Annotated in this window: 23 protein-coding genes and 1 pseudogene; 15 read left to right on the top strand and 9 right to left on the bottom strand. The window is 42.3% G+C overall.

The window, feature by feature from the left end; genetic code table 11:
- The first annotated feature begins 169 nt into the window (after positions 1–169).
- The 4 genes from AC3CIA_RS16380 to AC3CIA_RS16365 all read left to right on the top strand — a co-directional run bounded on the left by AC3CIA_RS16380 (position 170) and on the right by AC3CIA_RS16365 (position 3,799).
- The gene (locus tag AC3CIA_RS16380) at positions 170–916 is read left to right on the top strand and encodes a PHP domain-containing protein (protein WP_488519269.1); all 747 of its coding nucleotides are present in this window, start codon (positions 170–172) and stop codon (positions 914–916) included.
- A gap of 166 nt (positions 917–1,082) precedes the next feature.
- The gene (locus AC3CIA_RS16375; protein ID WP_004730193.1) at positions 1,083–1,478 is read left to right on the top strand and encodes a cytochrome b562; all 396 of its coding nucleotides are present in this window, start codon (positions 1,083–1,085) and stop codon (positions 1,476–1,478) included.
- Positions 1,479–1,822: 344 nt separating this feature from the next.
- The gene (locus tag AC3CIA_RS16370; protein WP_488519268.1) at positions 1,823–2,173 is read left to right on the top strand and encodes a hypothetical protein; all 351 of its coding nucleotides are present in this window, start codon (positions 1,823–1,825) and stop codon (positions 2,171–2,173) included.
- A 111-nt stretch (positions 2,174–2,284) separates the two neighbouring features.
- On the top strand, positions 2,285–3,799 hold the full coding sequence (locus AC3CIA_RS16365; protein ID WP_488519267.1) for a PepSY-associated TM helix domain-containing protein: 1,515 nt from the start codon (positions 2,285–2,287) through the stop codon (positions 3,797–3,799).
- Between the two features lie 113 nt (positions 3,800–3,912).
- Here AC3CIA_RS16365 and gloA2 read toward each other — a convergent pair whose 3' ends face one another.
- Entirely contained in the window at positions 3,913–4,296 is a 384-nt protein-coding gene (gene gloA2, locus AC3CIA_RS16360; protein WP_488519266.1) for an SMU1112c/YaeR family gloxylase I-like metalloprotein, read from the bottom strand.
- A complete protein-coding gene (locus AC3CIA_RS16355; protein ID WP_004730200.1) occupies positions 4,296–5,228 on the bottom strand; it encodes a LysR family transcriptional regulator in 933 nt (310 codons plus the stop codon). The genes gloA2 and AC3CIA_RS16355 overlap by 1 nt, the downstream gene beginning before the upstream one ends.
- A gap of 486 nt (positions 5,229–5,714) precedes the next feature.
- Between AC3CIA_RS16355 and AC3CIA_RS16350 the strand changes: the two genes are divergently transcribed.
- Both AC3CIA_RS16350 and tdh read left to right on the top strand, forming a co-directional pair.
- Positions 5,715–6,908, top strand: coding sequence for a glycine C-acetyltransferase (locus tag AC3CIA_RS16350; protein WP_372193073.1), 1,194 nt, complete (start codon positions 5,715–5,717; stop codon positions 6,906–6,908).
- 110 nt (positions 6,909–7,018) lie between these two features.
- Entirely contained in the window at positions 7,019–8,050 is a 1,032-nt protein-coding gene (tdh, locus tag AC3CIA_RS16345) for an L-threonine 3-dehydrogenase (RefSeq protein ID WP_076645250.1), read from the top strand.
- Positions 8,051–8,196: 146 nt separating this feature from the next.
- Here tdh and AC3CIA_RS16340 read toward each other — a convergent pair whose 3' ends face one another.
- On the bottom strand, positions 8,197–8,772 hold the full coding sequence (locus AC3CIA_RS16340) for a tyrosine-type recombinase/integrase (protein ID WP_488519265.1): 576 nt from the start codon (positions 8,770–8,772) through the stop codon (positions 8,197–8,199).
- A 621-nt stretch (positions 8,773–9,393) separates the two neighbouring features.
- Positions 9,394–10,311, bottom strand: a complete 918-nt coding sequence (locus AC3CIA_RS16335; protein WP_488519264.1) for a helix-turn-helix transcriptional regulator — start codon at positions 10,309–10,311, stop codon at positions 9,394–9,396.
- 360 nt (positions 10,312–10,671) lie between these two features.
- Here AC3CIA_RS16335 and AC3CIA_RS16330 point away from each other — a divergent pair, with 360 nt between their 5' ends.
- From AC3CIA_RS16330 to AC3CIA_RS16305, 6 genes are all read left to right on the top strand, one after another.
- Entirely contained in the window at positions 10,672–11,142 is a 471-nt protein-coding gene (locus AC3CIA_RS16330) for a hypothetical protein (protein ID WP_488519263.1), read from the top strand.
- A gap of 70 nt (positions 11,143–11,212) precedes the next feature.
- Positions 11,213–11,728 carry a hypothetical protein gene (locus AC3CIA_RS16325; RefSeq protein ID WP_488519262.1) on the top strand — a complete coding sequence of 172 codons (516 nt, stop codon included), beginning with the start codon at positions 11,213–11,215 and terminating at the stop codon, positions 11,726–11,728.
- Positions 11,728–14,478 (top strand): TcfC E-set like domain-containing protein, encoded by a 2,751-nt coding sequence (locus AC3CIA_RS16320; protein WP_488519261.1) that lies wholly within the window; start codon positions 11,728–11,730, stop codon positions 14,476–14,478. Before AC3CIA_RS16325 ends, AC3CIA_RS16320 begins: the two co-directional genes overlap by 1 nt.
- A gap of 10 nt (positions 14,479–14,488) precedes the next feature.
- Positions 14,489–15,211: a hypothetical protein gene (locus AC3CIA_RS16315; protein ID WP_488519260.1), complete on the top strand. Its 723-nt coding sequence runs from the start codon at positions 14,489–14,491 to the stop codon at positions 15,209–15,211.
- Positions 15,211–16,242, top strand: a complete 1,032-nt coding sequence (locus AC3CIA_RS16310) for a hypothetical protein (protein WP_488519259.1) — start codon at positions 15,211–15,213, stop codon at positions 16,240–16,242. The genes AC3CIA_RS16315 and AC3CIA_RS16310 overlap by 1 nt, the downstream gene beginning before the upstream one ends.
- Before the next feature lies 1 nt (position 16,243).
- Entirely contained in the window at positions 16,244–17,041 is a 798-nt protein-coding gene (locus AC3CIA_RS16305; RefSeq protein WP_488519258.1) for a LysM peptidoglycan-binding domain-containing protein, read from the top strand.
- 268 nt (positions 17,042–17,309) lie between these two features.
- On the opposite strand, the pseudogene AC3CIA_RS16300 reads toward AC3CIA_RS16305, so the two are convergent.
- A pseudogene (locus tag AC3CIA_RS16300) lies at positions 17,310–18,230 on the bottom strand (IS5 family transposase).
- Between the two features lie 319 nt (positions 18,231–18,549).
- Between AC3CIA_RS16300 and AC3CIA_RS16295 the strand changes: the two are divergent.
- Positions 18,550–21,126, top strand: a complete 2,577-nt coding sequence (locus tag AC3CIA_RS16295; RefSeq protein WP_488519257.1) for an adhesion domain-containing protein — start codon at positions 18,550–18,552, stop codon at positions 21,124–21,126.
- Positions 21,127–21,221: 95 nt separating this feature from the next.
- Positions 21,222–21,701 carry a hypothetical protein gene (locus tag AC3CIA_RS16290; RefSeq protein ID WP_488519256.1) on the top strand — a complete coding sequence of 160 codons (480 nt, stop codon included), beginning with the start codon at positions 21,222–21,224 and terminating at the stop codon, positions 21,699–21,701.
- A 358-nt stretch (positions 21,702–22,059) separates the two neighbouring features.
- Here the strand turns inward: AC3CIA_RS16290 and AC3CIA_RS16285 are convergent, their stop codons facing one another.
- Positions 22,060–23,202, bottom strand: coding sequence for a reverse transcriptase domain-containing protein (locus AC3CIA_RS16285; protein WP_488519255.1), 1,143 nt, complete (start codon positions 23,200–23,202; stop codon positions 22,060–22,062).
- 90 nt (positions 23,203–23,292) lie between these two features.
- On the opposite strand from AC3CIA_RS16285, the gene AC3CIA_RS16280 reads away from it, so the two are divergent.
- Entirely contained in the window at positions 23,293–23,670 is a 378-nt protein-coding gene (locus AC3CIA_RS16280) for a four helix bundle protein (protein ID WP_488519254.1), read from the top strand.
- A gap of 31 nt (positions 23,671–23,701) precedes the next feature.
- Here the strand turns inward: AC3CIA_RS16280 and AC3CIA_RS16275 are convergent, their stop codons facing one another.
- The 3 genes from AC3CIA_RS16275 to AC3CIA_RS16265 all read right to left on the bottom strand — a co-directional run bounded on the left by AC3CIA_RS16275 (position 23,702) and on the right by AC3CIA_RS16265 (position 25,288).
- Positions 23,702–23,995, bottom strand: a complete 294-nt coding sequence (locus tag AC3CIA_RS16275; protein WP_488519253.1) for a winged helix-turn-helix domain-containing protein — start codon at positions 23,993–23,995, stop codon at positions 23,702–23,704.
- Between the two features lie 117 nt (positions 23,996–24,112).
- Positions 24,113–24,355 (bottom strand): hypothetical protein, encoded by a 243-nt coding sequence (locus AC3CIA_RS16270; protein ID WP_192854284.1) that lies wholly within the window; start codon positions 24,353–24,355, stop codon positions 24,113–24,115.
- Positions 24,356–24,694: 339 nt separating this feature from the next.
- Positions 24,695–25,288 (bottom strand): TfoX/Sxy family DNA transformation protein, encoded by a 594-nt coding sequence (locus AC3CIA_RS16265; RefSeq protein WP_488519252.1) that lies wholly within the window; start codon positions 25,286–25,288, stop codon positions 24,695–24,697.

Here is a 25,288-nt window from a genome sequence, read left to right as displayed (position 1 = left end):
GGTGCTAATTGTCACTTTCAGCTGATAAACTGGTCGAATTGTTGCCATTAAGCATTCCTTTTCAGAAGCACTCCTTTTCAGAAAAAGGTGCAGGCACTCCTTTCCAGAAAGAGACTCAGAGTTACTTTCTGAAAAACGTTTTTTGACCAAGCGAAGAGAGCATTGATTCATGGAACTCAAAGTAGATACCCACACCCACACATACGCAAGTGGCCATGCTTACAGCACGCTGATCGAAAACGCTAAATCGGCGAAGCAAAACGGTTTAGCCATGTTTTGTACTACTGATCATTCTGAGTCCATGCCGGGCGCGCCACACTATTGGTTTTTCAGCAATCAGCGTGTGCTCCCTCGTTTTATTGAAGATGTCGCAATTATTCGAGGTGTCGAGTCAAACATCATGAATACACAGGGTGAAATCGACATTCATCCGAGTGTGGATAAGAACTTGGATTGGGTGATCGCGAGTTTTCATGAGCCAGTATTTCGTCCATCGGATGTCGCTACCCATACAGAAGCATTGTTGAATGTGATTAAAGGTGGTCGAATTGATGCACTTGGTCATTTAGGAAACCCAAATTTTGATTTCGATTTTGAAGCGGTGATTCAATGTGCGGCGGAACATAACGTTGCGATCGAAATTAATAACACCACGCTTAAAGGCAATAGTCGCGTTGGCAGTGTTGATCGTTGTTACGAGATCGCAAGAATTGCTAAAGCGAAAGGTGCGTTTATTACGACAGGTAGCGATGCGCATTTCTGCATAGATGTGGGCGGGTTGGATCTCGTGTCTTCACTACTTGATGAGGTGGGCGTGGATTCGAGCAAGGTTATTACCCATTCAGCACAGCAATTCTTAGCTTTTTTGGCATTGCGTGGTCGTCAATCGATTGCCGAGTTTTCGGTATTTGAATGATGGTTTGCCTGGTACTTGTCAGTAATTAGCTAGCTAGTTTGCATTTCGACACAATCAATTTTTGTACCCGACGGATTTTTGTATACACTAGCCGAAAATAATAAAGTCGAAGTGCCACAATAACGATGGCGCTATCTTCAAAGACATCGCTTCACCTGGAGAAACAATGAAAACTCGCTCAATCCTTTTATCTGGCTTAATCGCTGCTTCGCTATTGTCTGGCAACGCTTTTGCTAATGTTGACCTTAAGAAAAACATGCAAGAAATGAAGCTTGCGTTCAAACAAGCGGCAGAAGCTCAAAACATTGAAGAGATGCAAAAGCCTATCGTACGTATCGACACGCTAGTTGCTGAGCTCAAAACGGGTGTTTACCCAATTGAGAAAGAAGAACACTTCATGGAAGGTTTCAAAAAGATCAGTGCATCGATTGATAGCATTGAGAAGAAGCTAGACCAAGGTGAATTTGAATCTGCACAGCAAGAGCTTCGTACTATCGATGGCCTTCGTGAAGAGTATCACGAGAAGCGTAATCCAAGCATTTGGAGCAAGATCTTCGGTTAATTTGCTAATCGATTGAGTTTGCTTTTTAGATACGTATCAAAGAGCTACGTAACAAAGAGCAAAGCCTCAAGATTCGATTTCTAAAACGCTGTCTTACATTACCCTCTCTAGAGAAAGGTGTAAGGCGGCGTTTTTTATTGTCTTTTTTCTAAACAGTTGACTGCTATTTTCTAGACATGTTACTGCTAATAGGTGCGTAACATTCTTTTGGCTCTTTGGTTGTAACCAGTTTTTAACTAAAAAGAGTGTGCGTTAGCTTCAATTTTTTAACCTGATGTTAATCTTTACGTTTACCTATATAACAAGTGCCTCATAATAAGGAAAATTTATAAAGATTAGGAATAATGCGCCGAACTTCGTTCAACTTCTCCATGTTACTTGCTACAGCATTAAGCTGGGTGCTAGTGACATTAATGCCTGTTATCAATGCTCATGGTAATAGTGCGGGAGTATGGGCGTCGTTATGTACGGTCAACGGCTTTGAACTGGTTCAAATTGAGGAAGGCGAGCCCAGTACTCACAAAGGAAAGCCGTGTCCATTTAGCCATTTTTCCACGTTTCACCAAGACGAACTTCCCACTACACTACTGACAACTCGACTGAGTTCTATTGTCTCAGACAGCTACGCTTTTTTGGCTCTAAGCGAACGCTACACGAGGCAAGCCCCGCGCGGCCCTCCCTTTGATATTGCTTAAACCTAACCTTCTAAAATAATTAAAAAACAAAGTATTAAGTAAAGTTAAACATGCTCAGATTACTTTCTGATTCTTCAGAAGGTATGTTTGCGTGTGTCAAAGGAAATAATAATGTTGAGAAATGAATCTCAAAGCTCTGCGAAAGCACAAGCGACTTCGCAGTCTACAAGCAGTGCAACAACCGGTTCGAGAACCAATATAAAAAACAAAGACCGCAATAAAACTCTCTACTTCCTCACTTGGCGCTGGCACTTCTATGCCGGGCTATTCGTTATCCCATTCATGTTGATGTTGAGTATTACTGGTTTGGTGATGTTGTTTGATGATGAAATTGAACTCGCTTTCCATCAAGACGCGATTGAAATTGTTGCATCGGGCGAACCGATCAAGGTGTCGCAACAATTAGCTGCCGTACAGCATCAATACCCACAAGGTACGGTGACACAGTTTGTACCGAGTAAAGTCCCTGATCTTGCGAACCGATTTTCTGTATCGCTTGAAGATGGCACTTCCGTTTTCGCCACGGTGAATCAATACACTGGTGAAGTGGTAGGAGAAATCCCGCGCAGCGATAGCCTGTACCAACTGGCGAATGACATTCACGGCACTTTGTTGATTGGTGATTGGGGTGATTACCTAATTGAAGTCGCAATAAGCTTGTCTATTCTGTTACTCATCAGTGGCATTTACTTATGGCTTCCTCGAGATAACGCTAGCCGCGCTGGTTTTCTTAAGCTTCGATTTGGTTCAGGAACGCGTATTTTAATGCGTGATCTGCATGCGAACATCGGTGGAACACTGTCATTCATTCTTCTGTTATTTATTCTTTCGGGATTGTCATGGACAGGTTTTTGGGGCGGTAAGCTAGTGCAAGCATGGAGTACTTTTCCTGCTCAAATGTGGGACGACATTCCTCTGTCTAACGAAACGCATGCTTCTTTAAATCACGGGTCTGAGGAGGAAATGCCTTGGAACCTAGAGCAAACGCCACTGCCTTTGTCTCAAGATAAGCCAGCAGAACACGTCCACCAAGTAGAAGAAGCGTCTGAAGCTCATGATCATTCTCAGCATGTATTGTCTGCGAGTAATTTCTCGATTGATGATGTGATAGCAAAAGCTCAATCTCTTGGTTTTACGCAATATAAAGTCAATTTCCCGCGCTCAGAAACGGGCGTTTACACCGTGGCTGCCAATACCATGGGCGGTGACATTATCGACCCAACCCAAGATCGCACGACTCACCTCGACCAATATTCAGGGCGCATTCTTGGAGAGGTGACGTGGCAAGATTACAATTTATTCGCCAAAACATTAGCCGTCGGTATTTCTCTGCACCAAGGTGACATCAGTATCATCAACAAGCTTCTAAACGCGTTGTTCTGTTTGGCATTCATTTTGGTGTCAGTGACTGGTGGAGTAATGTGGTGGATGCGCAGACCTTCAGGCCATAGAAAGTTGGGAACGCCACCGAAGTTTGGCGATGCAGGCTTATGGAAAGCGGGTTTAGTGACTGTGGTTCTTATTTCGATATTGTTTCCACTCGCGGGTGCAACGATTGTGACTGCAATGCTATTGGATTGGTTACTGTTTTCACGCGTTGAGAGATTTAAGACCGCGTTGAGTTAATTGACATGCAAACGGACTTTCTCTATTTGAGAAGGTCCGTTTTATTCATCAGATGGGCGATTCTTTGGTGATGAAGACTTTAGACTTGATACAGCGCTAGATTTGATAAAGCTTTAGATCTGATAAAGCTCTAGCGGCAGGCCGTCTGGGTCTGCGAAAAACGTAAATGATTTCCCCGTAAATTCATCAACTCGAATCGGTTCGACTTCAATGCCTTGTCCTTCCAAATAGCTTTTGGCATGTTGAACGTCATCAACATAAAAAGCCAAATGTCTCAGCCCTTGAGCTTCCGGAAAGCTTGGTCTTTCAGGTGCGTCAGGGAAGCTGAATAATTCTATTTGAGCGCCAGTAGGCAGTGCCAAGTCAAGCTTATACGACTGACGCGCTTCACGATAATTCTCTGCAATCACTTCAAGCTTTAAAACTTCCGTATAAAAGTGTTTAGAAACTTCGTAGTCTGAGCAAATAATGGCGGCGTGGTGTATTCCTTTCAGCATCAGTTTATTTCTCCTGCCAGTTTGTCACCTAAGTGCTCCATCGCGTAATCAATGAATACACGCAATCGGGCAGGCATGTACTTGGTTTGAGCAAACTGCATCGCGATAGCACCATGGTAATTACTCTTGATGGTCCAATCTTCCAATACTTGCACTACAGAGCCTTCAGCCAATGCATCTTGAATTACAAAGTCATGGAAAATACCCACGCCAAGCCCTTCTTTAACGCCTTTCAATCGCATCTGAGAGTGGTTCACAGCGTAACGTCCGCTGACGGGGACTGTATAAAATTCATCATCTTTAAGGAAGTCCCAAATGTGGTCTTTATCTGTTTCTGCAAGGTATAAGCAGTCGTGCTCAGAAAGCTCGGTAGGGTGGTGAGGGATTCCTTTGGCATCTAAATAGTCGGGGCTCGCACAAAGTACAAGGTTTGTTTTTCCGAGTTCTTTCAATACCAAACTCTCGTCAGGTTTGTCGGTAAGGCGAAAGGCAATGTCGATGCCTTGGCGCAATATGTCGATGTCCCCATCGGCGGCTCTTAATTTGAGTTGAATCTCAGGGTACTGATTCAAGAATGGAACAACGAAAGGCTGTAGCACGGAGTTCAAGAAGGCTTCTGGCGCCGCTACTGTTATTGAGCCAGCAGGTTCAGTATGATCGGAGGTAGACAGCTCAACCGCTTGTTGCGCCGCATTAATCATGACCACGCTTTGGTCGTATACCAATTGACCGGCCTGTGTGATGATCAATGTACGAGTGGTTCGCTCGAACAGCTTTACTGAGAGTGCTTTTTCTAGACGTGTGATCAATTTACTCAACGCTGAAGGTGTCACGCCTAGCTGCTTTGCTGCAGCGGTAAAGCTACCTTCATTCACAACTAAGATAAACGAGGCGAGATCGGGAAGTAGGGCGATGAGTTTTGGGTTAATCATAAGTATCCAGTTAGACTAATTTCAACGGTGACCATAACCTTAATTGTGAGTGATCTCTTCTAATTTGTGAATCAATTTCATTAATGGTGTGGCGTGATTGCTCAGATAGTTTCACGTGCTTGTATCTCATCTATATAGCGGCGCAGAGGCTTCACATTTGAGAGAAGCGGGCATTCATCACTATATCGTTCTGAGATAAAAAATTGAGATTCGATATGAAAGCGAAATTAGACAGGGAAGGAAGGGGGTTGACGTTAAAAAGAACAGGCAAGACGCGTTTATGTGCCCTGCGTCACTGGGATGAACTATTATTCGTGCCTGTGATTCATTAATGTTTTTCCAACTAAAGGGATAATCGAGAAGGAGATGTTCAACTAGAATAGGGGTATAAGTTTTACAGTGTAAATGATCGAATTGAAATCGTTTACATCCCCTACATAATGCGGCGCACGATGCTGCTGAATAATAATTAGGAAGGAATAGACAATGTCTTCTGCATTTTACCAACAGATTCAAAATCAAATCGAAGAAGTTAAAGAAGAAGGTCTTTACAAGTCTGAGCGCATTATCACTTCTGCTCAAAAAGCAGCGGTTTCTATCTCGACTGGTGAAGAAGTACTAAACTTCTGTGCAAACAACTACTTAGGCCTTGCTAACCACCCTGACCTTATCGAAGCTGCTAAAGACGGTATGGATCAACACGGTTTTGGTATGGCTTCTGTTCGTTTCATCTGTGGTACTCAAGACTCTCACAAAGAACTAGAGCAAAAGCTATCTACGTTCCTTGGCAAAGAAGACACTATTCTTTACACATCTTGTTTTGATGCAAACGCTGGCCTGTTCGAAACGATCCTAGGCAAAGAAGACGCAATCATTTCTGACGCTCTAAACCACGCATCTATCATCGATGGCGTTCGTCTGTGTAAAGCTATGCGTTTCCGTTACTCGAACAACAACATGGAAGAGCTAGAGCAACAACTTATCGCTGCTAAAGAAGCGGGTGCTCGCAATACATTAATCGTAACTGACGGTGTATTCTCTATGGACGGCGTAGTGGCTAACCTTCCTGCTATCTGTGACCTTGCTGATAAGTACGGTGCACTCGTTATGGTTGATGACTCTCACGCTGTGGGCTTCATGGGCGAAAACGGTGCGGGTACTCACGAGTTCCACAACGTTGTTGACCGTATCGACATCATCACAGGCACGCTTGGTAAAGCAATGGGTGGCGCTTCAGGCGGTTACACTGCTGGTAAGAAAGAAGTGATCGACTGGCTACGTCAGCGTTCTCGTCCATACCTATTCTCTAACTCTGTTGCACCTGCAATCGTGTCTGCGTCTATCCGCGTTATAGATCTTCTTGCAGAATCTGGCGACCTACGTACTCAATTATGGGAAAACTCTGCTCACTTCCGTACTCGCATGGAAGCTGCTGGTTTCACTATGGGCGGCGCTGATCACGCAATCATCCCAATCATGCTGGGTGATGCAAAAGTAGCGGCTGAATTTGCAGAGCGCGCACTAGAGAAAGGTATCTACGTTGTCGGTTTCTCTTTCCCTGTAGTACCAAAAGGCCAAGCTCGTATCCGTACGCAAATGTCTGCTGCACACTCTCGTGAGCAACTGGATCGCGCAATCGATGCGTTCATTCAAGTTGGTAAAGACATGGCTATCATCTAATTTTAAAGGGATGCCTTATGCGTCCTTTGATTAGATAGAGCAACACCTAATAGAACATATAGATTTTTGATTCTCGCCTTACAGTTAGGCGAGATGAACTGGATAACATTATGAAAATTAAAGCACTTTCTAAGCTTAAGCCTGAAGAAGGCATCTGGATGACCGAGGTTGAAAAACCTGAAATGGGTCATAATGATCTTCTTATCCGTATTAAGAAAACTGCAATTTGTGGTACTGACGTACATATCTACAACTGGGATGAGTGGTCACAAAACACAATCCCAGTACCTATGGTAGTAGGTCACGAATACGTGGGTGAAGTTGTTGGCATTGGCCAAGAAGTTCGTGGTTTTGAAATCGGCGACCGTGTATCTGGCGAAGGCCACATCACATGTGGTCACTGTCGTAACTGTCGTGGCGGCCGTACTCACCTTTGTCGTAACACAACAGGTGTTGGTGTAAACCGCACTGGTGCGTTCTCTGAGTTCCTTGTGATTCCTGCGTTCAACGCATTTAAGATCCCTGCAGAGATCTCTGACGATCTAGCATCAATCTTTGACCCGTTTGGTAACGCAGTACACACAGCGCTTTCTTTCGACCTAGTAGGCGAAGACGTGCTAATTACTGGTGCTGGTCCAATCGGTATCATGGCTGCTGCTGTTGCTAAGCACGTTGGTGCTCGCCACGTTGTAATCACTGACGTAAACGAATACCGCCTAGATCTTGCTCGTCAAATGGGTGTAACTCGCGCAGTAAACGTGATGGAAGAGAAGCTTGAAGACGTAATGGCTGATCTTGGTATGACTGAAGGCTTCGATGTAGGCCTAGAAATGTCTGGTAACCCATCTGCGTTCAACAGCATGCTGACTAATATGAACCACGGCGGTAAGATCTCTCTACTAGGTATTCCACCATCAGACATGGCAGTAGACTGGAACCAAGTCATCTTTAAAGGCTTGGTTATCAAAGGTATCTACGGTCGTGAGATGTTCGAAACTTGGTACAAGATGGCAAGCTTGATTCAATCTGGCCTAGATCTAACACCAATCATTACTCACCACTACAAAGTGGACGACTTCCAGAAAGGCTTTGACGCTATGCGTAGCGGGCTTTCAGGCAAGGTTATCCTTGATTGGGAATAACCTACATTAGGCACTCATTAGCAAAAGGCGACAGGTTAAATTGTCGCCTTTTTTACGTCTAAAACCGCTAAATAACGCTCGATTACAGTGGCTGTCGCCATTTTGTCGCCATTAATTTTCTAAAGGATTGAGGTGAACTGCCTGCATCAAAGCTCGGGAGCGAAATGAGAATACGTCATTGTCTGCTCAATTTTTGTGTGACCTAGAATCCGCTGTAACACCAAAATATCCCCTTTATTCATCATAAAATGCGAAGCAAATGTATGCCGTAGAACATGCGTTGCTTGCCCAGTTGGAACATGATTAGGTAAAGCCCTTTTAATGTAGCGCCAGGCATCCTTATAAGTAGTGTCAAAAATCTTATGGTCGCTCACTGCGATATCTAAGATCTCATGATACAAAGCAGGTGAGATGGGCACACTTCGATTTCTCTTACCTTTTGTCTCAGTGTAAGTTAGCTTGAATTCAGCTACTTGTGAACGGGTAAGAGTGAGAGCTTCACTTATACGAGCACCGGTGGCTAAGCAAATCTTAGAGATTACAATGAGCTGTGGAATCGAGACTGTAATTACGCGGTTGAAATTCTTCAGGTTAAATAGGAACTCTTCAATTTGTGGCTTGGTTAGATATGCCAGGTTCTTTTCACTGGTTCTGATAGGCTCGATTGCTTCAACTGGGTTGGGGTATTTCCACTGATTGTACTTAATCAGCTTCTTGAACACAGTAGAACACTTTTCGCATCTGTATTTTTCTTTTATGCCAACAAATTTTTCTATAAGAGTTCTATGGAGTCTAACAATTCTTTTTTCAACGCAATTACATGTCATATCTTTGTTCACAACAGAGCTAATAAAAGAAAAATGATACTGCTATTGGGTGTTAAATATTATTGGCATACTTCATATCTCTTAGTTGAAGGTGCAATGGCAAGACTTAGTGACGTAATTAGGTGGAAGTTGATTTAGACCCACGATGGGCTTTGATGTGATGGAAATACTCATGCACAGTACAACTGAAAGAATAGTTAACTCACTTGATTATTGCTCCTGAGAGCAGCGCCCTAAACTAAGTCGACTGTTCAACATGTGTAGATGCCTATGTACCTAAATACGGCATTTTAGACGTTTTGGGTAAACTAAAAGCCAATCTTCGCACCACATGCGAAAAACGTTCGATTCGATAAGTAAGGTTTACTGGAAAGAGAACATTGTTTTGTCGTGAGGCTACTTTACCTGTAGTGAATAAGTCATGGCCAATTACATTAGACAATCGGGCGAAAAGGGCTCTGGTCAACTCCGCATGGAGCTGTCACTGTAAGTACCCTGTTGATTGCATCGGGGTATCTAAGCTTCAAATAAATTTTGGATGTAATCCTCAATAAATGGAACAATATTTGATACTACTTTCAATGCAAGAATACTTTCAGATTTGATTCTAATTTGCGCATATTTGTAATGTTTCCCAAAAACTTTAACGCCTCCGAAAGGGATTTCGTTACCTTTTGATAAAAGTTCACAGTCAGTACTCGTTTCGAACAGGGTATAGGCTTCATGATCATGACAATTTAATACTAGATTTTTGATGCGAGTATTTTGGCACAATATATCCAACATAAACATGATACTAGATATTCTAGGAGTAGGCAAAGAACCGAACGTAGAGATTACATACAGATCTACAGGATGTTCCATGCTTTTTTCTTGATCTAGCAAGGGACAGGCTGATAGTTGGTTTGGATCAAGTGACGAAGCTTCCTGCTCGATCGGCACAAAACCGTAAAGTAAATGTCCTACTAACATACCGGAAGAGTCACTAAATGTATTTAAAACCATGTTACTTTGTTGTAAATCCGCAGCGTTTATACATATACCCATAAAGTCTTGGTGAAATCCAACCAACTGCTCACACAAACTATGTTGTTTAGCTAATGAGCCGTGATAGTAATGAGAAAACGTTTTAGGAGTTGTTGAGTATGGGTGAAGGATACGGTTGGTCATTTTTTCAAAATGACGTTTATTCTTTTCTTTGGCTTTAACGTCTGGATCAATGAGTTTTATGACATCTTCATTCATCGCTCTGGCTATGAGTAATTGCTTAGATAATTTAGGCGACGTTACTCCGCGCTCCCAGCGACTGAAGGTTGTGAGGTCAAGCTTAGAAAGATCCGCTTCAGAACTACTAAGCAAGTCGACCATTTCCTGTTGTGTCAAGTCTCTATTTGTCCTTACGTATTCTAAGAATTGAGAAAATGTGAGTGGCATTCCTTTCCCTCTGATTGTGTTTAATGTCTTAGTATTGCTCAGTTTATCTCATCGTTCAAGCGCACTTTGGGGGGGGGGGGGGGATTAAAAAATTGAGAGCAGTCTTAAATAAATAGGATAAACAAACCTGAATATGTGCATTGAATTGAAAAACACCGGAATGGGCATACTTGTATATATAAAATTGCTAATGCCAATTACTTTTCATCGGTGGTTCCGCATAATTCATTTCGTCCGGTTATTAAGGAGCGTTAACGAAACTGCAATTCGATAATCGGCTTGCTAATGAATAAATTATAGCCTTAAGGAAAGTAAAAATGTCAAATTTCAAAAAAAAGCGCACTAGCATCAGTTCTTCTAATGGGTATGGCAGCAAGCGCAGGTGCTAACGCAGCTTCAAATGCTACTGTTCTATGGAGCGGCATTGTTCCAACAACTAGCGCATCAGATAATCTTATCATCACTGGCCTAGCAGGTGATACAACAGCGCTTAACGGTACTATCACTCCAAGCACAGACGGTGTGTTTGAATCAGACACTATCGTACTTGAGTCTCACGAAAATGATGGTGACGTAACAGATCCTGTAGTCGGTGCACTAACTTCAGCTAACTGGACTCTAGTTGATGCATCGGTAACTTTTGACGGTATCGCAAACCCAGCTCAAGTTATTGAAGTTGATGTAAATGGTGCAACGGTTGCCGTTGGTGAAGTTGTTTCTGATGTAGAAACTATTTCAACTAAAGTTAAGCAGACTGCTGTATTACCAGAAGCTGAAGTAGGTGGAACTACTGTTCAAGCATCTGTAACAGTTATGGCTGACCTTGTTTAATTTGTAGAAAATTCCCAATTTAAAGGCTCGTAATAATTACGAGCCTTATATTTTTGCCACGGTAGTCAACATGAAAAAAGTCTTAATACTATTGGCTTTCGCGAGTATGAATGCCAACGCCGATTTTAAAGTGCTCAAAATTACCACGAGCCTAGATATAGGCGAGCTATATACAAACTCAATTAATTCTGTTGAATTTATTCCCGCAGTTCTGGATTTAACGTCAAATCAAGATAAAACAAAGTTTGATGACGTTAATACCACATTAAGAATTGAAACAGATATTCCGTTTGAGTTATCGGATATTCCTTATGTTTCAACGTTAACGAAAAATATGTCAACTTGTACGGACTACTCAGGTGTAAGTAATGTTCAGGATGATTTCGTTCAATTAACGATTGATGGGCAAAGCATATCGGAGGGAGAATCTGTGTCTTTTTCAAATTTTGATTTAAATGATGGCGGCAATAAATACAGTGAGCACGACATTATATTAAGTTTTAAGTCATTTAAAGATATTACGACAACAGGCCAATCTGAGGAATGTAATGGTGAGATAGAGTTCAATATTGAGGTAGATATATAATGTTCAGGTTCAAACTCACAACAATGGCAATTTTAATGCTATTGCCTTTGTATTCTTATTCAAGTTATAGCCAAAAAATCCCAGAAGGTTTTGAAGAACTGTTTGAATTGAAAGAATCAACGGTCCGTATGCGTAACTTAGATGGTTCCCTTACTTCATCAGTCCCATTTTTAACGTCGTTTAACACGTTAAAATTAGACTCGAATAATAAAAAAGCGATCGCACAGGTATCTGACTATTTAAATGATAATGCAGTGTCGGCTGAGTACCAGCAGAAAATCATAGAACAATTAATGGTTGGCATACAAGATCAGTCTGAGTGTTTAGGTAAGCTAGATAAATGTGAGTTGTACCCAGAAACGTTTGAAATCGTTCATAACTATAACGATCAAGAAGTCTATGTTTTTGTATCCCCAAAGGTATTGTCATTGTCGAATATCGATGAGGAACTGTTATACCACTCGTCTCTGAGCCAGCACAATGGGTTAATCAATTCATTTGATCTGTACGTGAGTGAATATCAAGATCAAGACTCAATCGTTTCTTTAAATAATGAAACGACACTTGGACTGCCTTACGGGTACCTCAAGACGGATTTTAATGCAAATAACAGTGATAACGGTTCTGAATTGTATGAAGCGGCGTATCACTTAGATATCGATTCTTACTCAATGAAAGCGGGCCATTTTGAATTTGAGCCAGAGGTTAACTCTACCGACTTCTTGAATAACACTGCTCGTGTTGCTCAAAACTCGATTACGGTAGGTACTTCTAAAAAGTTACTCGTAGGTGGGCATAATAACGATAAAGTTTTAAGCTTTTATGCACCAACAAGTGGTGGAGTACAAGTATCCCGCGATGGTCGATTAATTTTTCAAGATAACGTACCAGAAGGGCAAAACTCAATTCCTTACAGCAAGTTACCAGCAGGTCGCTATGAAGTCGTGCTGGAAGTGACAAGTGGTGGGCAAGTTATCAATACCCAGACTTATCAAGTATATAACACCAAAAGTGACTCTCTGACTCAAGGGGAAGTGGATTTCGTTGCTAGTGCCGGTATGTTTTCAGGAAGCCATTACGACTACATGGAACATGGCATTCAAAATATTGAAGACGATGTTTATGGCAAGGCATTAGCTAACTACCAACTCTCCCGTTCGCTACAAATAGGCTTGGGCGGATTGGTAACGGACGTTGGCACCATGTACACCGTTGGTGGTGCATACAATCTGATCGATTGGGATTTGAGTACCGAAGCCGTTTACAGCCAATTCGAAGATGCATCTCACTTGAACGCTAATATTGGTATCCCTTATTTAAGTATCTCTTACGAATCTTTAGATAATGAGCTTGGAGATCCAGTTGCTTCTTATATGTACGGATATGCTGATTATTCACGTCTATCGTTGAATTCTTCGTACAGCTTCCGTGATGGACAATCTGTGTATGCGGTTTACTCGCTTAACAACGACAAGCAGCTAGACAATTTAGGTAACTCGGATGAACAGGAACAACAGTTTATTTCCGTTGGTTACAGCACGCCCACAGTTTTAGATTCTCGAGTTAATATTAACGTCGATTACTCTGAGGCAACGGACGACACATCAATTAATTTGTTATGGAGTGTTCCGTTGTCAGACACCGTAGAAACCATCGTGGGACTGACGAGTGATAGTGATGACCTTAATCAATTTAAAACAACCGTAAGACGAAATCAGTTAATTGACTCAGACTCATTTAATACGTCGCTTGAGGTGAGCAACACCTACAATCGACAACAAGATGATATGTATCAAGATGTACTGTTGGCGACAAGCGGCACGACTAAATACGCTCGAATGAACGCCTCTGCCCATACGTCAACTAATGGCACGAATGGTATCAATGCAGGTTTGTCTAGTACACAAATAGTGACAACTGATGGTGTTTATATTACCGATAAAGCAGCAACATCTTATACGCTTGTTGATATTCATCAGTCGAAGAACACAGAGCAGGCGCTTGATGAGAAGGGTTACTTCTCTCTTAAAAAAGAAGGGAAAAACAACAGTAAGTTCATCGTATATAACGATGAAACTATTGTGCCTTTGGAATCTTATAGTCAATATCGCGCGAATTTTGATTCAGAGAGCGTTGACCTTTACAACTCTGGTGATAGCAACGTAACCGTGTTTACACACCCAGGAACGGTTGCTTCTATAGAGCCCAGAGTGAGTCGAGTAGTTTCGTTCGTCAGTGCTTTTAATGACATCTCAGAACAACCGATTACAGAAGTAGAGTGTCATGGAGAAGGCTGTATTGAAGTTAATGAAATGGCCGATGGTGTTTATCGAGTAACTGTATTGGAAGGCATGAACTTTGAATTGTCAGCGAAAGAAAGCCAGTGCTTATTGCCTTATGAGTTTACTTCAACAAATCAGATGAACTTTGGTCAAAACTATTGTTTGCCAATAGCTCAAGACAACCGGATAGATTTGATTGATGCAGATGAACGACTGCAAGCGATGTATTTAGGTGCATACGAAAGCTCGATTGAACTGAATAAAGCACTTAAAAAGCTCGAGTCACACGGTTATCGAGTTATTCAGAAAGATGTCGGTTCGTTTAAGGCAGTCTATATAGCTCATGAATCTATAAACATGGCGGAAACAATAGCGCTTCATAAAAGAGATATAGATCAATTAAAACTGCTGGCAAAGCGACTTTATCGCACCAACGCCATCACATACCCTGTCGCACAAGCTAATTAAGGAGAGCGAAATGAAATCCAATAAAGTATTATTAAATTTAGTATCACTCACCGCCATATTGTTATCTATAAGTGTACAAGCTTTTACGGTAGATAAAATGGTTATTGTCTCTGATGATAAAGGGAACGGTATCGTTACGTTAACCAACGATGAGTCTCAACCACTATTTGTCCAAGCGAAGGTTGATGAAATAAATATTGTTGACGGAGAGCTGTTAGAAAAAAAACAGTATACAAGAGACAATTTAAATGATTGGAAGGTGTCATTAACGCACCAGAAGTTGGTTTTGAAACCCGGAGAAGAGAAAGACGTTGGCATACGTAGTTTATGCCACAACACTACATGCGATAATTCGCAAGATTTGATGTTTATGTTGTCTTTTTCTCCAAGTAAATACAGGCCTGATGAAGTAGTGAGTGGTGTGGAAATTAATTACGGATTCGCACCCGTTTATATTATTCCTACAACACAGCCTAATTATGCTTACGAATTGACCTATAACGGTGACAGCCTGAGAGTCGAAAATAAAAGTAATACTATGCTCAACTTTTTTGTTGATGCATGTAGCGCTGTAAATACAGCCCAATGCAAACAAAAGTTTACTGTTGTATCGGGAAGAAACAAGACGTTCCCTCTAATTGAAAGTATGCAAAATAACGAGTTGACCATCACCGTGACATCTCACGACAAAAGCTATTCAAAGAAAGAAACGGTGATGAGAGGAAAAATCTAATGCCTGGACGTATCCTATATATTGCAGCATTTATTGGATTAATCACGACAAATATCGCTCAAGCTGCGTTTGAAATTCGCGCGGAAGTGAAGGCTGGTGGTGTTCGCTGGGACAATGTGACACGTTACGACGATAAAATGTTGCCAAGTACGTGGGAAACTCCTCCTATGCTGCAGGCTTCAGAGGCGTGGGCGGCAGCGACGTTTTCGGGTCCCCCCCCAACTTCGATGACTTTAATCGGCGGGAGTGGAAATACATCAGAATCAATACAGATCGATATATCGGGCGTTCAATACAATACCACTGGAATTGAATTTGTTCAGTCAGCGAATACGGTGGGTGGTGGGTGCTCATTTGATGAAGTGTCACTCCCTATTGTAACAGTTGAAGGCCCGAGCTGTGTTTCGTCTGTTCGATTAATTAACAAACAAAAATCGAGCCCATTTATATTTCTGAGACCTATTTTCGATATAAGCGAAAGTGAAATAGTGTCTGCATTCAGTGGGCTACCAGAGGGGCTATATTCCGCCTCAGTTCCGGTAAATATTCGTTACTACTACGAAAATGACGGCATAATGACTTATCGCAACATCAATGAAGTGATGTTGTTTTCATTTGATTATCAGCCTGTGCAACTCGACAGCGTTATTGTAAGTGGAGATGGTGTCATGACGCCAACCTACGACACAATTGGCAAAAGGATAACATCGAAAACGTCATTTGATATCACAGCGAACGGATATTTTAATGACGGAATTGTTTTAACCATGCCCCAACAGCCATACGAATTGGTTAATTCAAATAGCCCTGGTGTGGTTATTCCTTATAGCATAAATTGCGTTCAGTGTGACTCTCGCAACTTAGTCAATGAAGGGGAATTAAGGAACCAAACCACGGCTATTTCAGAAGGTGTTGGAGTGCAAACAACTATCAACTTCACGTTGGACTTTGATTACGATATCGAGGGCATCTCAGCTGTTTCCGGTGATTATTTTGATGAAGTTACGATCATGTTGGAGCCTGGTATTTAATATGAAAAAAATAAACCTAATGACATCGATTGTCGCTGTGTTCTTATCCATTAGTACGTTTGCAGAGGAGCTGCCTATTCAGATGAGTGGCGGCATGACGCTTTCTGCATTTGATGACAACATGGGGCAGACTGAAGCGGTCGGTTACAAGGCGTCGGTTGGATATAACATTAATGAAAACGTACTATTTGAACTTGGCTATGCTGATTTTTCTGCCTTTTCTGACCCTGAAATAGATAGCCTCCGAGCGGTTATGATTGAAACAGACTTACTGTTACCTGTTAGTGATTTTGCTTCCTTATATGCAGGAGTCGGAGGGGCGCTTTCTAGTGATGATACCAATTTAACGGCATCACTTGGTCTTAAATATCAATTGAATCAAAATTGGTATGCTGACCTTGGTTACCAAGGCATCTTTGATTCAGTTCGTCAACAAGATGATCTATACGCATTTAATGCACTCTTGGTTTATCGTTTTTCAAGCAACGAAGCTACAAAGGGCATTTCAGATATTAATCCAAGACCAAATATCGGTCAGCTAGTTGAAGATCCGCCCCAAGTAACAACGGCGGATACCCAATTGGCGTCTATTGTCCGAATTAAGAAAGCGCCACCGTGTCAGCAGCGTTTAATTGAATACCGAGTAGCTTCTGGCGACCATTTACTAAAAATAGCAAAAACATTTGATATTACATTGGATGAATTAGTCGAAGCAAATCAATACCTTTATAACCGTAATTTGAATATTATTTACCCTGGTGAGAAAATAGTTTATCCCAAAATTGTCTGTTTAGAGTAAATTGGCTATTTATAGTAAATTTCCTTCCTTGAAACAGAAACACTGCCATTTTGGGCAGTGTTTTTTTTCGTAGCTATAAAACTTTGACTATATCTAAATATCACCTGTTAAAAATCGATTTTAGGAATGCTATTTAGTTTACTATAAGGTTGTCTATAATTTACCTTTCAATTAGTTAACTTAGAAAATGGAATAATGAATTTAAACTATTTACGGCTTTGTTGCGTAATTGAATTTAGAGATAGAGCCAACCCGTTTCGCGTATTTCTTAATCAATACGACAAGTTTCAGGCATACCTAACCCAGTAAGCTTGTTCAACGCTTTTATCATCGCGTAAGTTTCACCCACCTGGGCATTGTAATTTCTTAAGCTCAATCGTCCTCCTAGCAACTGTTTAACTCGATACATCGCTGTTTCTGACAATGAACGTTTGTGGTATCCATACCGCTCTTTCCAATACTTATTTGAGCCGTATAACTTCTGGCAACCCACGGCGAGATTTCGAGGATGACCACGCTCCCAGAAGGCTGCCCCTTCTCTTGGGGGAACAAGCGCAATGGCTCGCTTAATCTTAATAGCAGTGTGACACGCTCTTGTGTCGTAAGCGCCATCACCAGACACCTCAAGGATACTTCGGCGTGTTTGTTTCAGTAGGTTCGGGAGTACTTCGCCATCTGTAACCGTTGATAAACTTAGCTCGGCGGCAATGATCTCATGAGTGCTTGTATCGACGGCAATATGAAGCTTTCTCCAGACTCTACGCTTGCCATCCGTCCCGTGTTTTTTGACTTTCCATTCACCTTCGCCATAAACCTTAAGGCCAGTTGCATCAATGGCTAGGTGTTGTATCGCTCCTCTCGTTTTAGTCTTAAATGAGACCTCAACTTGCTTGGCTCTACGGCTGATGCAGGTGTAATGCGGACAACTTAACGGCACATGGGCTAACCTAAATATCGAGTCGATAAATCCTTGCAGCGCTCTCAGTGGCATAGAAAAAACTCGTTTCACCATGAGTGCTGTCGTAATAGCTAAATCACTGAACCGACGTGGTCTCCCGCGCTTATTCTGTTTGCTTTACGCCCAGCCGCTTATCGCCTCTTCATCAATCCAAAAGGTCAGAGAGCCACGGTTAATGAGTGATTGATTGTATTGCTTCCAGTTGGTTGTTTTATAACGAGGTTTAGGCATAGGGCTACGAGAGGGAGTGAATGTAGCTGATCAGATCGTAGGTTCTTGATTTAGTTCCATTGAATTACGCAACAAAGCCCGTCTTATGATAAGAATTACTCTAATGGAATGAAGTTAATTCACTAAGAGTGGCTAATTATATTATTAAATATCTATTTTAACTGATTGATTTTAATTTGGGGTGGCTGGTCTTTGATAAATTTCAAAATAACAGGCTTGGCACTTTGATTTATAGAAAGTCACATGTGCCCAATCTGTTTTTGTTGGCAAAGGGTAATATGAAATTTAAACATGTATGAAGGAATTAGTGAGAAAAACTATGAACGACTTAAATAAAAACTTGAGGTGCGGTATAGGTCCGAGCTTAGCTTTTGCTGTAACACTTGGTCTTGTTGGGTGTGGCGGCGATGGCGGCGAAAGTAGTACCGGGCAGTCTTCTGAAACTCAATTAGCAACAGTTTCAGCTCAAAATGCCACTTACTCAACTGGTTATTCAGAATTATTTGAAGTTGACCTATCATCAAAGGTTTTTTCATCTACTGGCGGTGGTTTTGCGCTGAGTGAAGTCGAGGTCTTGTCTAACGATAGTAGCTGCCAAGTAGAAAGTATGACAGAAACTGGGTTTGTAATTCAGGCCTCTGATACCAAGGTGTGTGATTATCGGTATCATGTGACCCCTAGAACATTGTCGCTAATGGGGCGTGTGGCAGAAGCGCCAATGGCAATGAGTGATAATAGTAGTGGAGAAGATTCGAACTCTGCGATCGCACGCATAGCGGTAAGTAGCGATCCTAGCTCAACCGAATTGGTTCCAGTGAGCGCGACAACACTGATTAACGAAGATGTGAGCGTTTCACTGAAAAGTGAACTGGATAAAGTCGGCTTTACATTAGGTGACGAGTTTGTATTAACGGAGCTTACACTGCCGTACGCTCGTTCTAGTTCAGTTAAAATAAATGATACAGATGATCAGGTCTTGGAATATACACCGCCGCAAGGTTTTACCGGAATTGACCTTGTGCTCTATACCTTCGAAGATTCAGGGAACGGCTTAGTATTAATGGGTGTTTTGGATATCGCAGTAGGCTATGAGGCGAACCAAGGCTTTACGATTAATGATACTATTGAATATCCCGATGCTGTTAACGTCTCTACGGAAATAGAAATCGACATCAGTGAATTTGTAACATCTGATGATGGTGATGATTATCAATTAGTTTACGTTAATACATTCAACGCCGAAGCAGCCTCTAAAGATCCGCTGAACACCGGGAACAAAAAGATCGTCTTTCAAGCACCAAAGCCGGGCTATCACTACATAAGTTTTGCCGTCAGTGATCATAATGGCGTTTATGATATGGGTTTGATTCGTGTAGAGGTTGTAGACCCAAACCAGTCAGGTAAATGGGGAGACATTCCTTATTTAGCGGATGTGTTTACTGCGCCCCTTACTTCGGTTGACGCAGCAAATCAAGGCCTAGCTTACGATGCCAAACTCAGTGATACAAACTACTCGCCGGCAATCGACATGGCAGGGGTGCGTTACCCAACAGCGGTAGAGTATTGTCAGCAAAGCGGTGCCTCGCTGCCAACGGTAGAGGAACTTTCGCAGATGGGAACAAACATCAATGTGCAAACTGGGTACAACTGGCCTACGGATTACACGTACCTTGCTTATGACGATGTGGCTGAAGAGCCTAAGTGGGTAGACTTGTCTGGCAGTGGTAGCGTTCAGACCGGAGCCCTGAGTCCGTCTGGCTATTACTATGCTACATGTATCAAGCAAGGCCTGATTCGTGTGCAACCAGACTCAAGTACAAAGGTAGTGGCGAATGGTACCGATGTTGGTACGGTCTCTGTGGAGCTGAAACTTGGCGATGAAGTTAGGCCAGATACGCAAATCAGTGCATCGGTCTCTGGTGCTGACGCAACACTATATACTAAGACGCAAACAACCGATAGCCAAGGTATTGCTGAGTTTACATTAACCAGCACGAAAGCTGAGACGGTGACCGTAACTTTTGATGTCGGCGGTGTGACTCAAACTCATGAAGTAACATTCATCGGTGATGAAAAGACTGCAGGTGTGACATCGGAAGCGACGATCAACAACGCTTTCTACACCTCAGTTGAAGGTAACGAGGTAACGGCAACCCTGAAAGATGCCTATGAAAACCCGGTAGAAGGTTATTCGGTTGAGTCAAAGGTAAGTACTGGCGTGCACCCGGATACGTCGGGCATTGTCACCCCCCTTCTGGTGGATGAGACAACGGAAACCGATGCACAGGGCGAGCAAAAAGTTCGCGTAAAATGGGATCCGCAGTATCAAACGCCGAAAATCAACATGACATTTGATGTGACCTCATCTTATACCACGACGGTGGGCGAGCAGACGGAATCAACAAGCCAAGTGACGTTTAATGCCTACCTTTGTGGGGGGCAAGTCGGCGATGATGACGGAACAAACGCCGGAGGCGACTGCATTAAAATGGCGGAAAGCGACGGAATGCTGTATACCGGAAATCCAAGCGTCAGCTTTTTAAAAGAGTTAGAGTACGATGAATATAGCGTAACGTATAATGAATCAGGTATATATGGCCCTACAGGCGAGTTTGGTCGTTTCAAATATTCCGAGGCCGGCCAACTTTGCGAACACTATAACACCATTGCGCTCAATGGTAAGAATGATTGGCGCTTACCAACGAAAGGTGAGTTGAGTAGTCTTTATGTAAACAATGGCAACATGTTCAACGACAAGGGTTGGGCGACCAGCTACCACTACTGGTCGTCGACGCCTAGTGGTTCCTACTACTACGGCGTGAGCCTCCGCTATGGCAACGTCTACAGCTACGGCCCATCCAGTCAGGGCTACGCCTCGTGCGTGTCAGGTTCTTAGGGTTTAACGTTTAACGTTTAGAGTTTTCGGCCCGCAGGGCCGTTTTTTCTTTTTAAAAAATTAACGGTTTATTTTTAAACTCAGTAAGGATAGAGATGGATATTGAAACAAAACTCAAGCTGAGTCAGCAACAAGGTAAAATCATCGGTATTCATGAAGACATATTTGTTCGCTTTTATGACCAAGCGCTCTACGCATGGCAGCAGTGGGTGGAAACTCGCCCCTCCTTACCTGCTTTAAAAGTCTCGGCTAAAGTGGTGAAAAAAATCGGTTCACAATGTGTTCTATCGGGCGGGTTACCCGCAAGTAGCCTTGCGAAAGTCGGCGTGTATCCTAACGAAAAAGGCGTCATCAGCATTGATTTTTATGCCGATATGTCGAATTATCTATCGCACAAAAACGATTTACCCGCACATGAACGGTCTGACTTAAATCCTAGACTAAAAACAGATAACAGTTTCTCTAAAGTTTGGATGCCACAATGGTTAGTACGCCAGTTAGACGAATGCACACCGGACACCTCTAACCCCGACGGCAAATTGCTACTTGATGTTATTCGCTGGACTGAAAGATAACCGAAGTCATTATTTTTTGATAAGGCGACACGCAAAAAAACAGGGAACATAGCAGCGTTGCTGCGCCTAGAGAGCACCTTTGTTACGGCATTGGTGAGTGGGCCCTGGTATGTTATCGGCACTTATGGCCTTAAAAGGTAATAAAGGGGAGCAAGTCGAAAGGCAACACTCCGTATAAACAATAAGTGCAAACGTGAAGGGTTGGGCGACCAACAACAACTACTGGTCGTCGACGCCTAATGGTTCCAACTACTACAACGTGAACCTCAACAATGGCAACGTCAACAGCAACAACCCATCCAATCAGAACTACGCCTCGTGCGTATCAGGCTGACATATACCCAGTGGTGTCGCCTTATCAAAAATGGCAGGAACGGAGTTTAACACTGGCATAGTGTGCATTCGCAGGAATAAAGAGTGTTTTTAATTCACCGAAGTGATGATGGTAAAGTGACTTACGTAATCTGCAGTGGTTAGCATGGCTTAATAACCCGTAATAACTATTAATCGTGCTTAGCATTGCGCGATATAAAGGAAGCCCTAATGGGGGCGTGTTGCCTGCTCGGTACCATCGTTGCCATTGACCTCGCTCGGGTGGATGCACGTTTGAAAGCGTTTTATTTGGCTCAAGTAAAGAACGAAAGTAACACAATCGTTGCTTGAGCGATTGTACTGTAGATTGGCGTATAAATTTGTGGTGTCCATAAATGCGATAACCTAAATAGTCAAAACCATGTGTAACTTTATCAAGGCGTACCTTAGTTGGGTGCAGTTTAAGCTTTAAGTGTTCTTTAAGGTAATACTTAATTTCTTTCTGCCAGAATCGTAAGGTCTTAGGAGAGTCGGCAAGTAAAAATAGGTCATCCATATAACGCACGTAACCTTGTACTTTTAACTCGTGCTTAATAAAATGATCTAGGTCGTTGAGGTAATAATTGCCCATTAATTGGCTTGTAACGCTCCCTATCGGCAGGCCTGTTCCTTTTGGGCTGTGAATAAGCCGTTTATGTTTCGGGATGGCGTGCAAAAGAGACTGATCCCCGGTTCGGGTAAGAGCTTCATGTGCGGTATCATGAGTAATGATTTGCTTGGTTACTTCAATAAGGCAACGTTGTTTAAGTGGGTGAATGGTGGCATTGGCAATAAGCCGTTCTATTTTATTGAGTAAAAGAGTTTTATCTATCTGGTTAAAATAGCTGTATATGTCTAACGACATGGCCCATTGGTGCTTTGGTTGCCTCATTAATTTTTGGCTTTTTTCTATAGCCGCGTAGGTTCCTTTACCTTTGCGGTTTGCGTAAGTGTCGTCAATAAAACGATTTTCCATTAGTGGAGTTAAATGACTACACACCCACATTTGAGCAATACGGTCTTTGAATGAAGGAGCGTAAATCTCTCTGAGTTTGGGTTCGGTAATGGCGAAGTGTTGGTAGGGTTCAGGGCTATAGGTACCGCTAAGCATGGCATGACAGAGCTCGTGGCAGTGTGTTGGTAACTGCAATGTCTGTGTGGCCTTTTGTTGGCTACGACCTGCAAGTTGCGCACTACGGAGTAACTCAGAGACAAGTTTGTGACGAATTGAGGAGGGATAATGATGGGGCAACCTTTTAAACATAATCGAATATACTATGACTTACAGAAATTGTATAAGTTATATTGGAACCAACAAAAGCATTTTCCCAGAGCATTTCGGTTTACAACTGGTGAGCAATTGCTTAAGGAAATAACGTCCGCGATTCGTAACGTAGTGCTAGCGAATTTACAAAGCAAGTCAACAACGGTTGGAAAAGAGCGGGCTGCAAAGTTGCTGATGGAGGTTAATGCTTCGCTAGAAACTATCTCGGCTCTGCTGTTATTAGCTTGGGAAATGAAGTTTTTGTCTCACGGCGGACTGGCTGTGTTGACTGAATGTATCGGGAATATTCAAAGACAAGTTGTGGGTTGGCGACGTTGGTTTTTAGGGGGATAGCGCGCAAACTCACGGCAAAACACATATGTCGTCAATTTTTATGCAGACTATAGCCCACTCTATGGATAGTACTGATTTCAATCCATCCACCTAGCCTAAGAAGCTTCTTTCTTAAAGACATGATCACCATATTCAATGCATTATTACAAACGTATGAATTGGGCCAACCGGCTTTGAGCAGGTGGTGTTTTGTTAAATGTTGCCCTTGATGAGCGAGCAACTCTTCGAGAACTAAAAACTCGCTGAGTGTTAGTTGAATGGTTTTTATTGTGGGACAACCCTCAATAGAGAGCCTGAGCGCCCCATGTTGCAAAGTGATTTTCATAAATAAACAACCAGTTTAATCATCGTACCTTTATTATTTCTATGCTACGTTTGCAGACAAGGTCGGATTGAATATCAAACTGGTTGGTATGCCTACCTAGTGGCTTATCATTTTAAATTAAAGGTCGAATAAGACCATCTTGTTCTCTTTTTTGGTCGTCGTGGTTGTTTTACTCTGTTTGAGCTCTAGCTTGCAGCGTTCACTTAATGAGTTGAACGCGACTTGGTTGCTAATAGGGTTTGAGGCGCAGTCAGAAGTCGGAACTTTCCCTGTCCAGCGCACAGTGACATTTGCGGCAGCCGATTGAAAAGAGACAATAGTTGATAATACTGCTGTTGAAGCAAAGAGTAACGAACGCATATTTAAGCACCTTGTTTAGATGTTTTTGTTGATATGCCTAGTTTGGTGCCAGTGGGGCAGATTGTAAAATAAATAGTTATAAATTGAGTTGTATTGGAGATTGAATTGTGATTTTAAACCGAAGAGATAATAGGAAACCAAAATAAAGGAAGGCAATGCGAATTAAAACGGAGCGAACTATTAAGTGAATGGGTAGGCTAAGTTAACAAGATTCAGTTTGAGGGAAATCACTTAAGGACAGGCGGTTTAGCTTAATTAACAGTAGCTAGGAATAGCCACGGCATCAAACTAACCGCGTTTGGAATTAACAAGAATCTAAGCTTCTTTAAACGATATAGGCTAACAATGACTTTGAACTAGGGTGCGCAATGCGTTTTTTAGGTTCGTCGGTAGTTGTGAACGGTGTATATCCTGGATAGCACCCTCTAACGACCAAATCAACTCGATGGTTGGCTTATAGCAGGTATGTTGTTGTATAGCCTCAACAGCACCAATCGTACCAAGACTTCTGAGTTTCTCAATGGAGTTTATGCCCGCTTTCTCAAGAAGTTGTTCTGTTGAAAATCGCATATTGGGTAAGTCTTTGAGCCTTTTGGGAGCAGAAAGGTAGCTGCTTCGTGCTCTCTTTATTTGGTCTAGTGTGACTTCCGCTTCACATAGAGTCAAAGAATATTTGCTCCAAGGGTTTACTGGTAACTTGTAGTAGTCCGCATTTTGACTTACCCCCAGTGTACCTCCATTCACCTTGGGGTAGCCTTTGTAAATAAAGTAGCTTTCTTGTGCCGATGTTCCTCTGAGGTACAGTTCCCCACTTTTATGTAGAACGAGCAAAACGTTATCTACATAGAAGGCAGTAAGGCCAAATATTTGTTTTATAGACACCCGCCCTAATTGTTCCAAGCGTCTAAAAGTCTGTCTGAAAAGGTGTGCCAT

This window comes from Vibrio sp. QJM3NY_27 (genome assembly GCF_057785955.1).
Note: the sequence above shows the minus strand (reverse complement) of the source record. Positions and strands in the feature narration are given on the sequence as shown.

What these genes read in the sequence shown, in the direction of transcription:
- AC3CIA_RS16380 (WP_488519269.1), top strand. Translation starts at nt 170, where the DNA reads ATGGAACTCAAAGTAGATACCCACACCCACACATACGCAAGTGGCCAT.
- AC3CIA_RS16375 (WP_004730193.1), top strand. Translation starts at nt 1,083, where the DNA reads ATGAAAACTCGCTCAATCCTTTTATCTGGCTTAATCGCTGCTTCGCTA.
- AC3CIA_RS16370 (WP_488519268.1), top strand. Translation starts at nt 1,823, where the DNA reads ATGCGCCGAACTTCGTTCAACTTCTCCATGTTACTTGCTACAGCATTA.
- AC3CIA_RS16365 (WP_488519267.1), top strand. Translation starts at nt 2,285, where the DNA reads ATGTTGAGAAATGAATCTCAAAGCTCTGCGAAAGCACAAGCGACTTCG.
- gloA2 (WP_488519266.1), bottom strand. Translation starts at nt 4,296, where the DNA reads ATGCTGAAAGGAATACACCACGCCGCCATTATTTGCTCAGACTACGAA.
- AC3CIA_RS16355 (WP_004730200.1), bottom strand. Translation starts at nt 5,228, where the DNA reads ATGATTAACCCAAAACTCATCGCCCTACTTCCCGATCTCGCCTCGTTT.
- AC3CIA_RS16350 (WP_372193073.1), top strand. Translation starts at nt 5,715, where the DNA reads ATGTCTTCTGCATTTTACCAACAGATTCAAAATCAAATCGAAGAAGTT.
- tdh (WP_076645250.1), top strand. Translation starts at nt 7,019, where the DNA reads ATGAAAATTAAAGCACTTTCTAAGCTTAAGCCTGAAGAAGGCATCTGG.
- AC3CIA_RS16335 (WP_488519264.1), bottom strand. Translation starts at nt 10,311, where the DNA reads ATGCCACTCACATTTTCTCAATTCTTAGAATACGTAAGGACAAATAGA.
- AC3CIA_RS16330 (WP_488519263.1), top strand. Translation starts at nt 10,672, where the DNA reads ATGGGTATGGCAGCAAGCGCAGGTGCTAACGCAGCTTCAAATGCTACT.
- AC3CIA_RS16325 (WP_488519262.1), top strand. Translation starts at nt 11,213, where the DNA reads ATGAAAAAAGTCTTAATACTATTGGCTTTCGCGAGTATGAATGCCAAC.
- AC3CIA_RS16320 (WP_488519261.1), top strand. Translation starts at nt 11,728, where the DNA reads ATGTTCAGGTTCAAACTCACAACAATGGCAATTTTAATGCTATTGCCT.
- AC3CIA_RS16315 (WP_488519260.1), top strand. Translation starts at nt 14,489, where the DNA reads ATGAAATCCAATAAAGTATTATTAAATTTAGTATCACTCACCGCCATA.
- AC3CIA_RS16310 (WP_488519259.1), top strand. Translation starts at nt 15,211, where the DNA reads ATGCCTGGACGTATCCTATATATTGCAGCATTTATTGGATTAATCACG.
- AC3CIA_RS16305 (WP_488519258.1), top strand. Translation starts at nt 16,244, where the DNA reads ATGAAAAAAATAAACCTAATGACATCGATTGTCGCTGTGTTCTTATCC.
- AC3CIA_RS16295 (WP_488519257.1), top strand. Translation starts at nt 18,550, where the DNA reads ATGAACGACTTAAATAAAAACTTGAGGTGCGGTATAGGTCCGAGCTTA.
- AC3CIA_RS16290 (WP_488519256.1), top strand. Translation starts at nt 21,222, where the DNA reads ATGGATATTGAAACAAAACTCAAGCTGAGTCAGCAACAAGGTAAAATC.
- AC3CIA_RS16280 (WP_488519254.1), top strand. Translation starts at nt 23,293, where the DNA reads ATGATGGGGCAACCTTTTAAACATAATCGAATATACTATGACTTACAG.
- AC3CIA_RS16275 (WP_488519253.1), bottom strand. Translation starts at nt 23,995, where the DNA reads ATGAAAATCACTTTGCAACATGGGGCGCTCAGGCTCTCTATTGAGGGT.
- AC3CIA_RS16270 (WP_192854284.1), bottom strand. Translation starts at nt 24,355, where the DNA reads ATGCGTTCGTTACTCTTTGCTTCAACAGCAGTATTATCAACTATTGTC.
- AC3CIA_RS16265 (WP_488519252.1), bottom strand. Translation starts at nt 25,288, where the DNA reads ATGGCACACCTTTTCAGACAGACTTTTAGACGCTTGGAACAATTAGGG.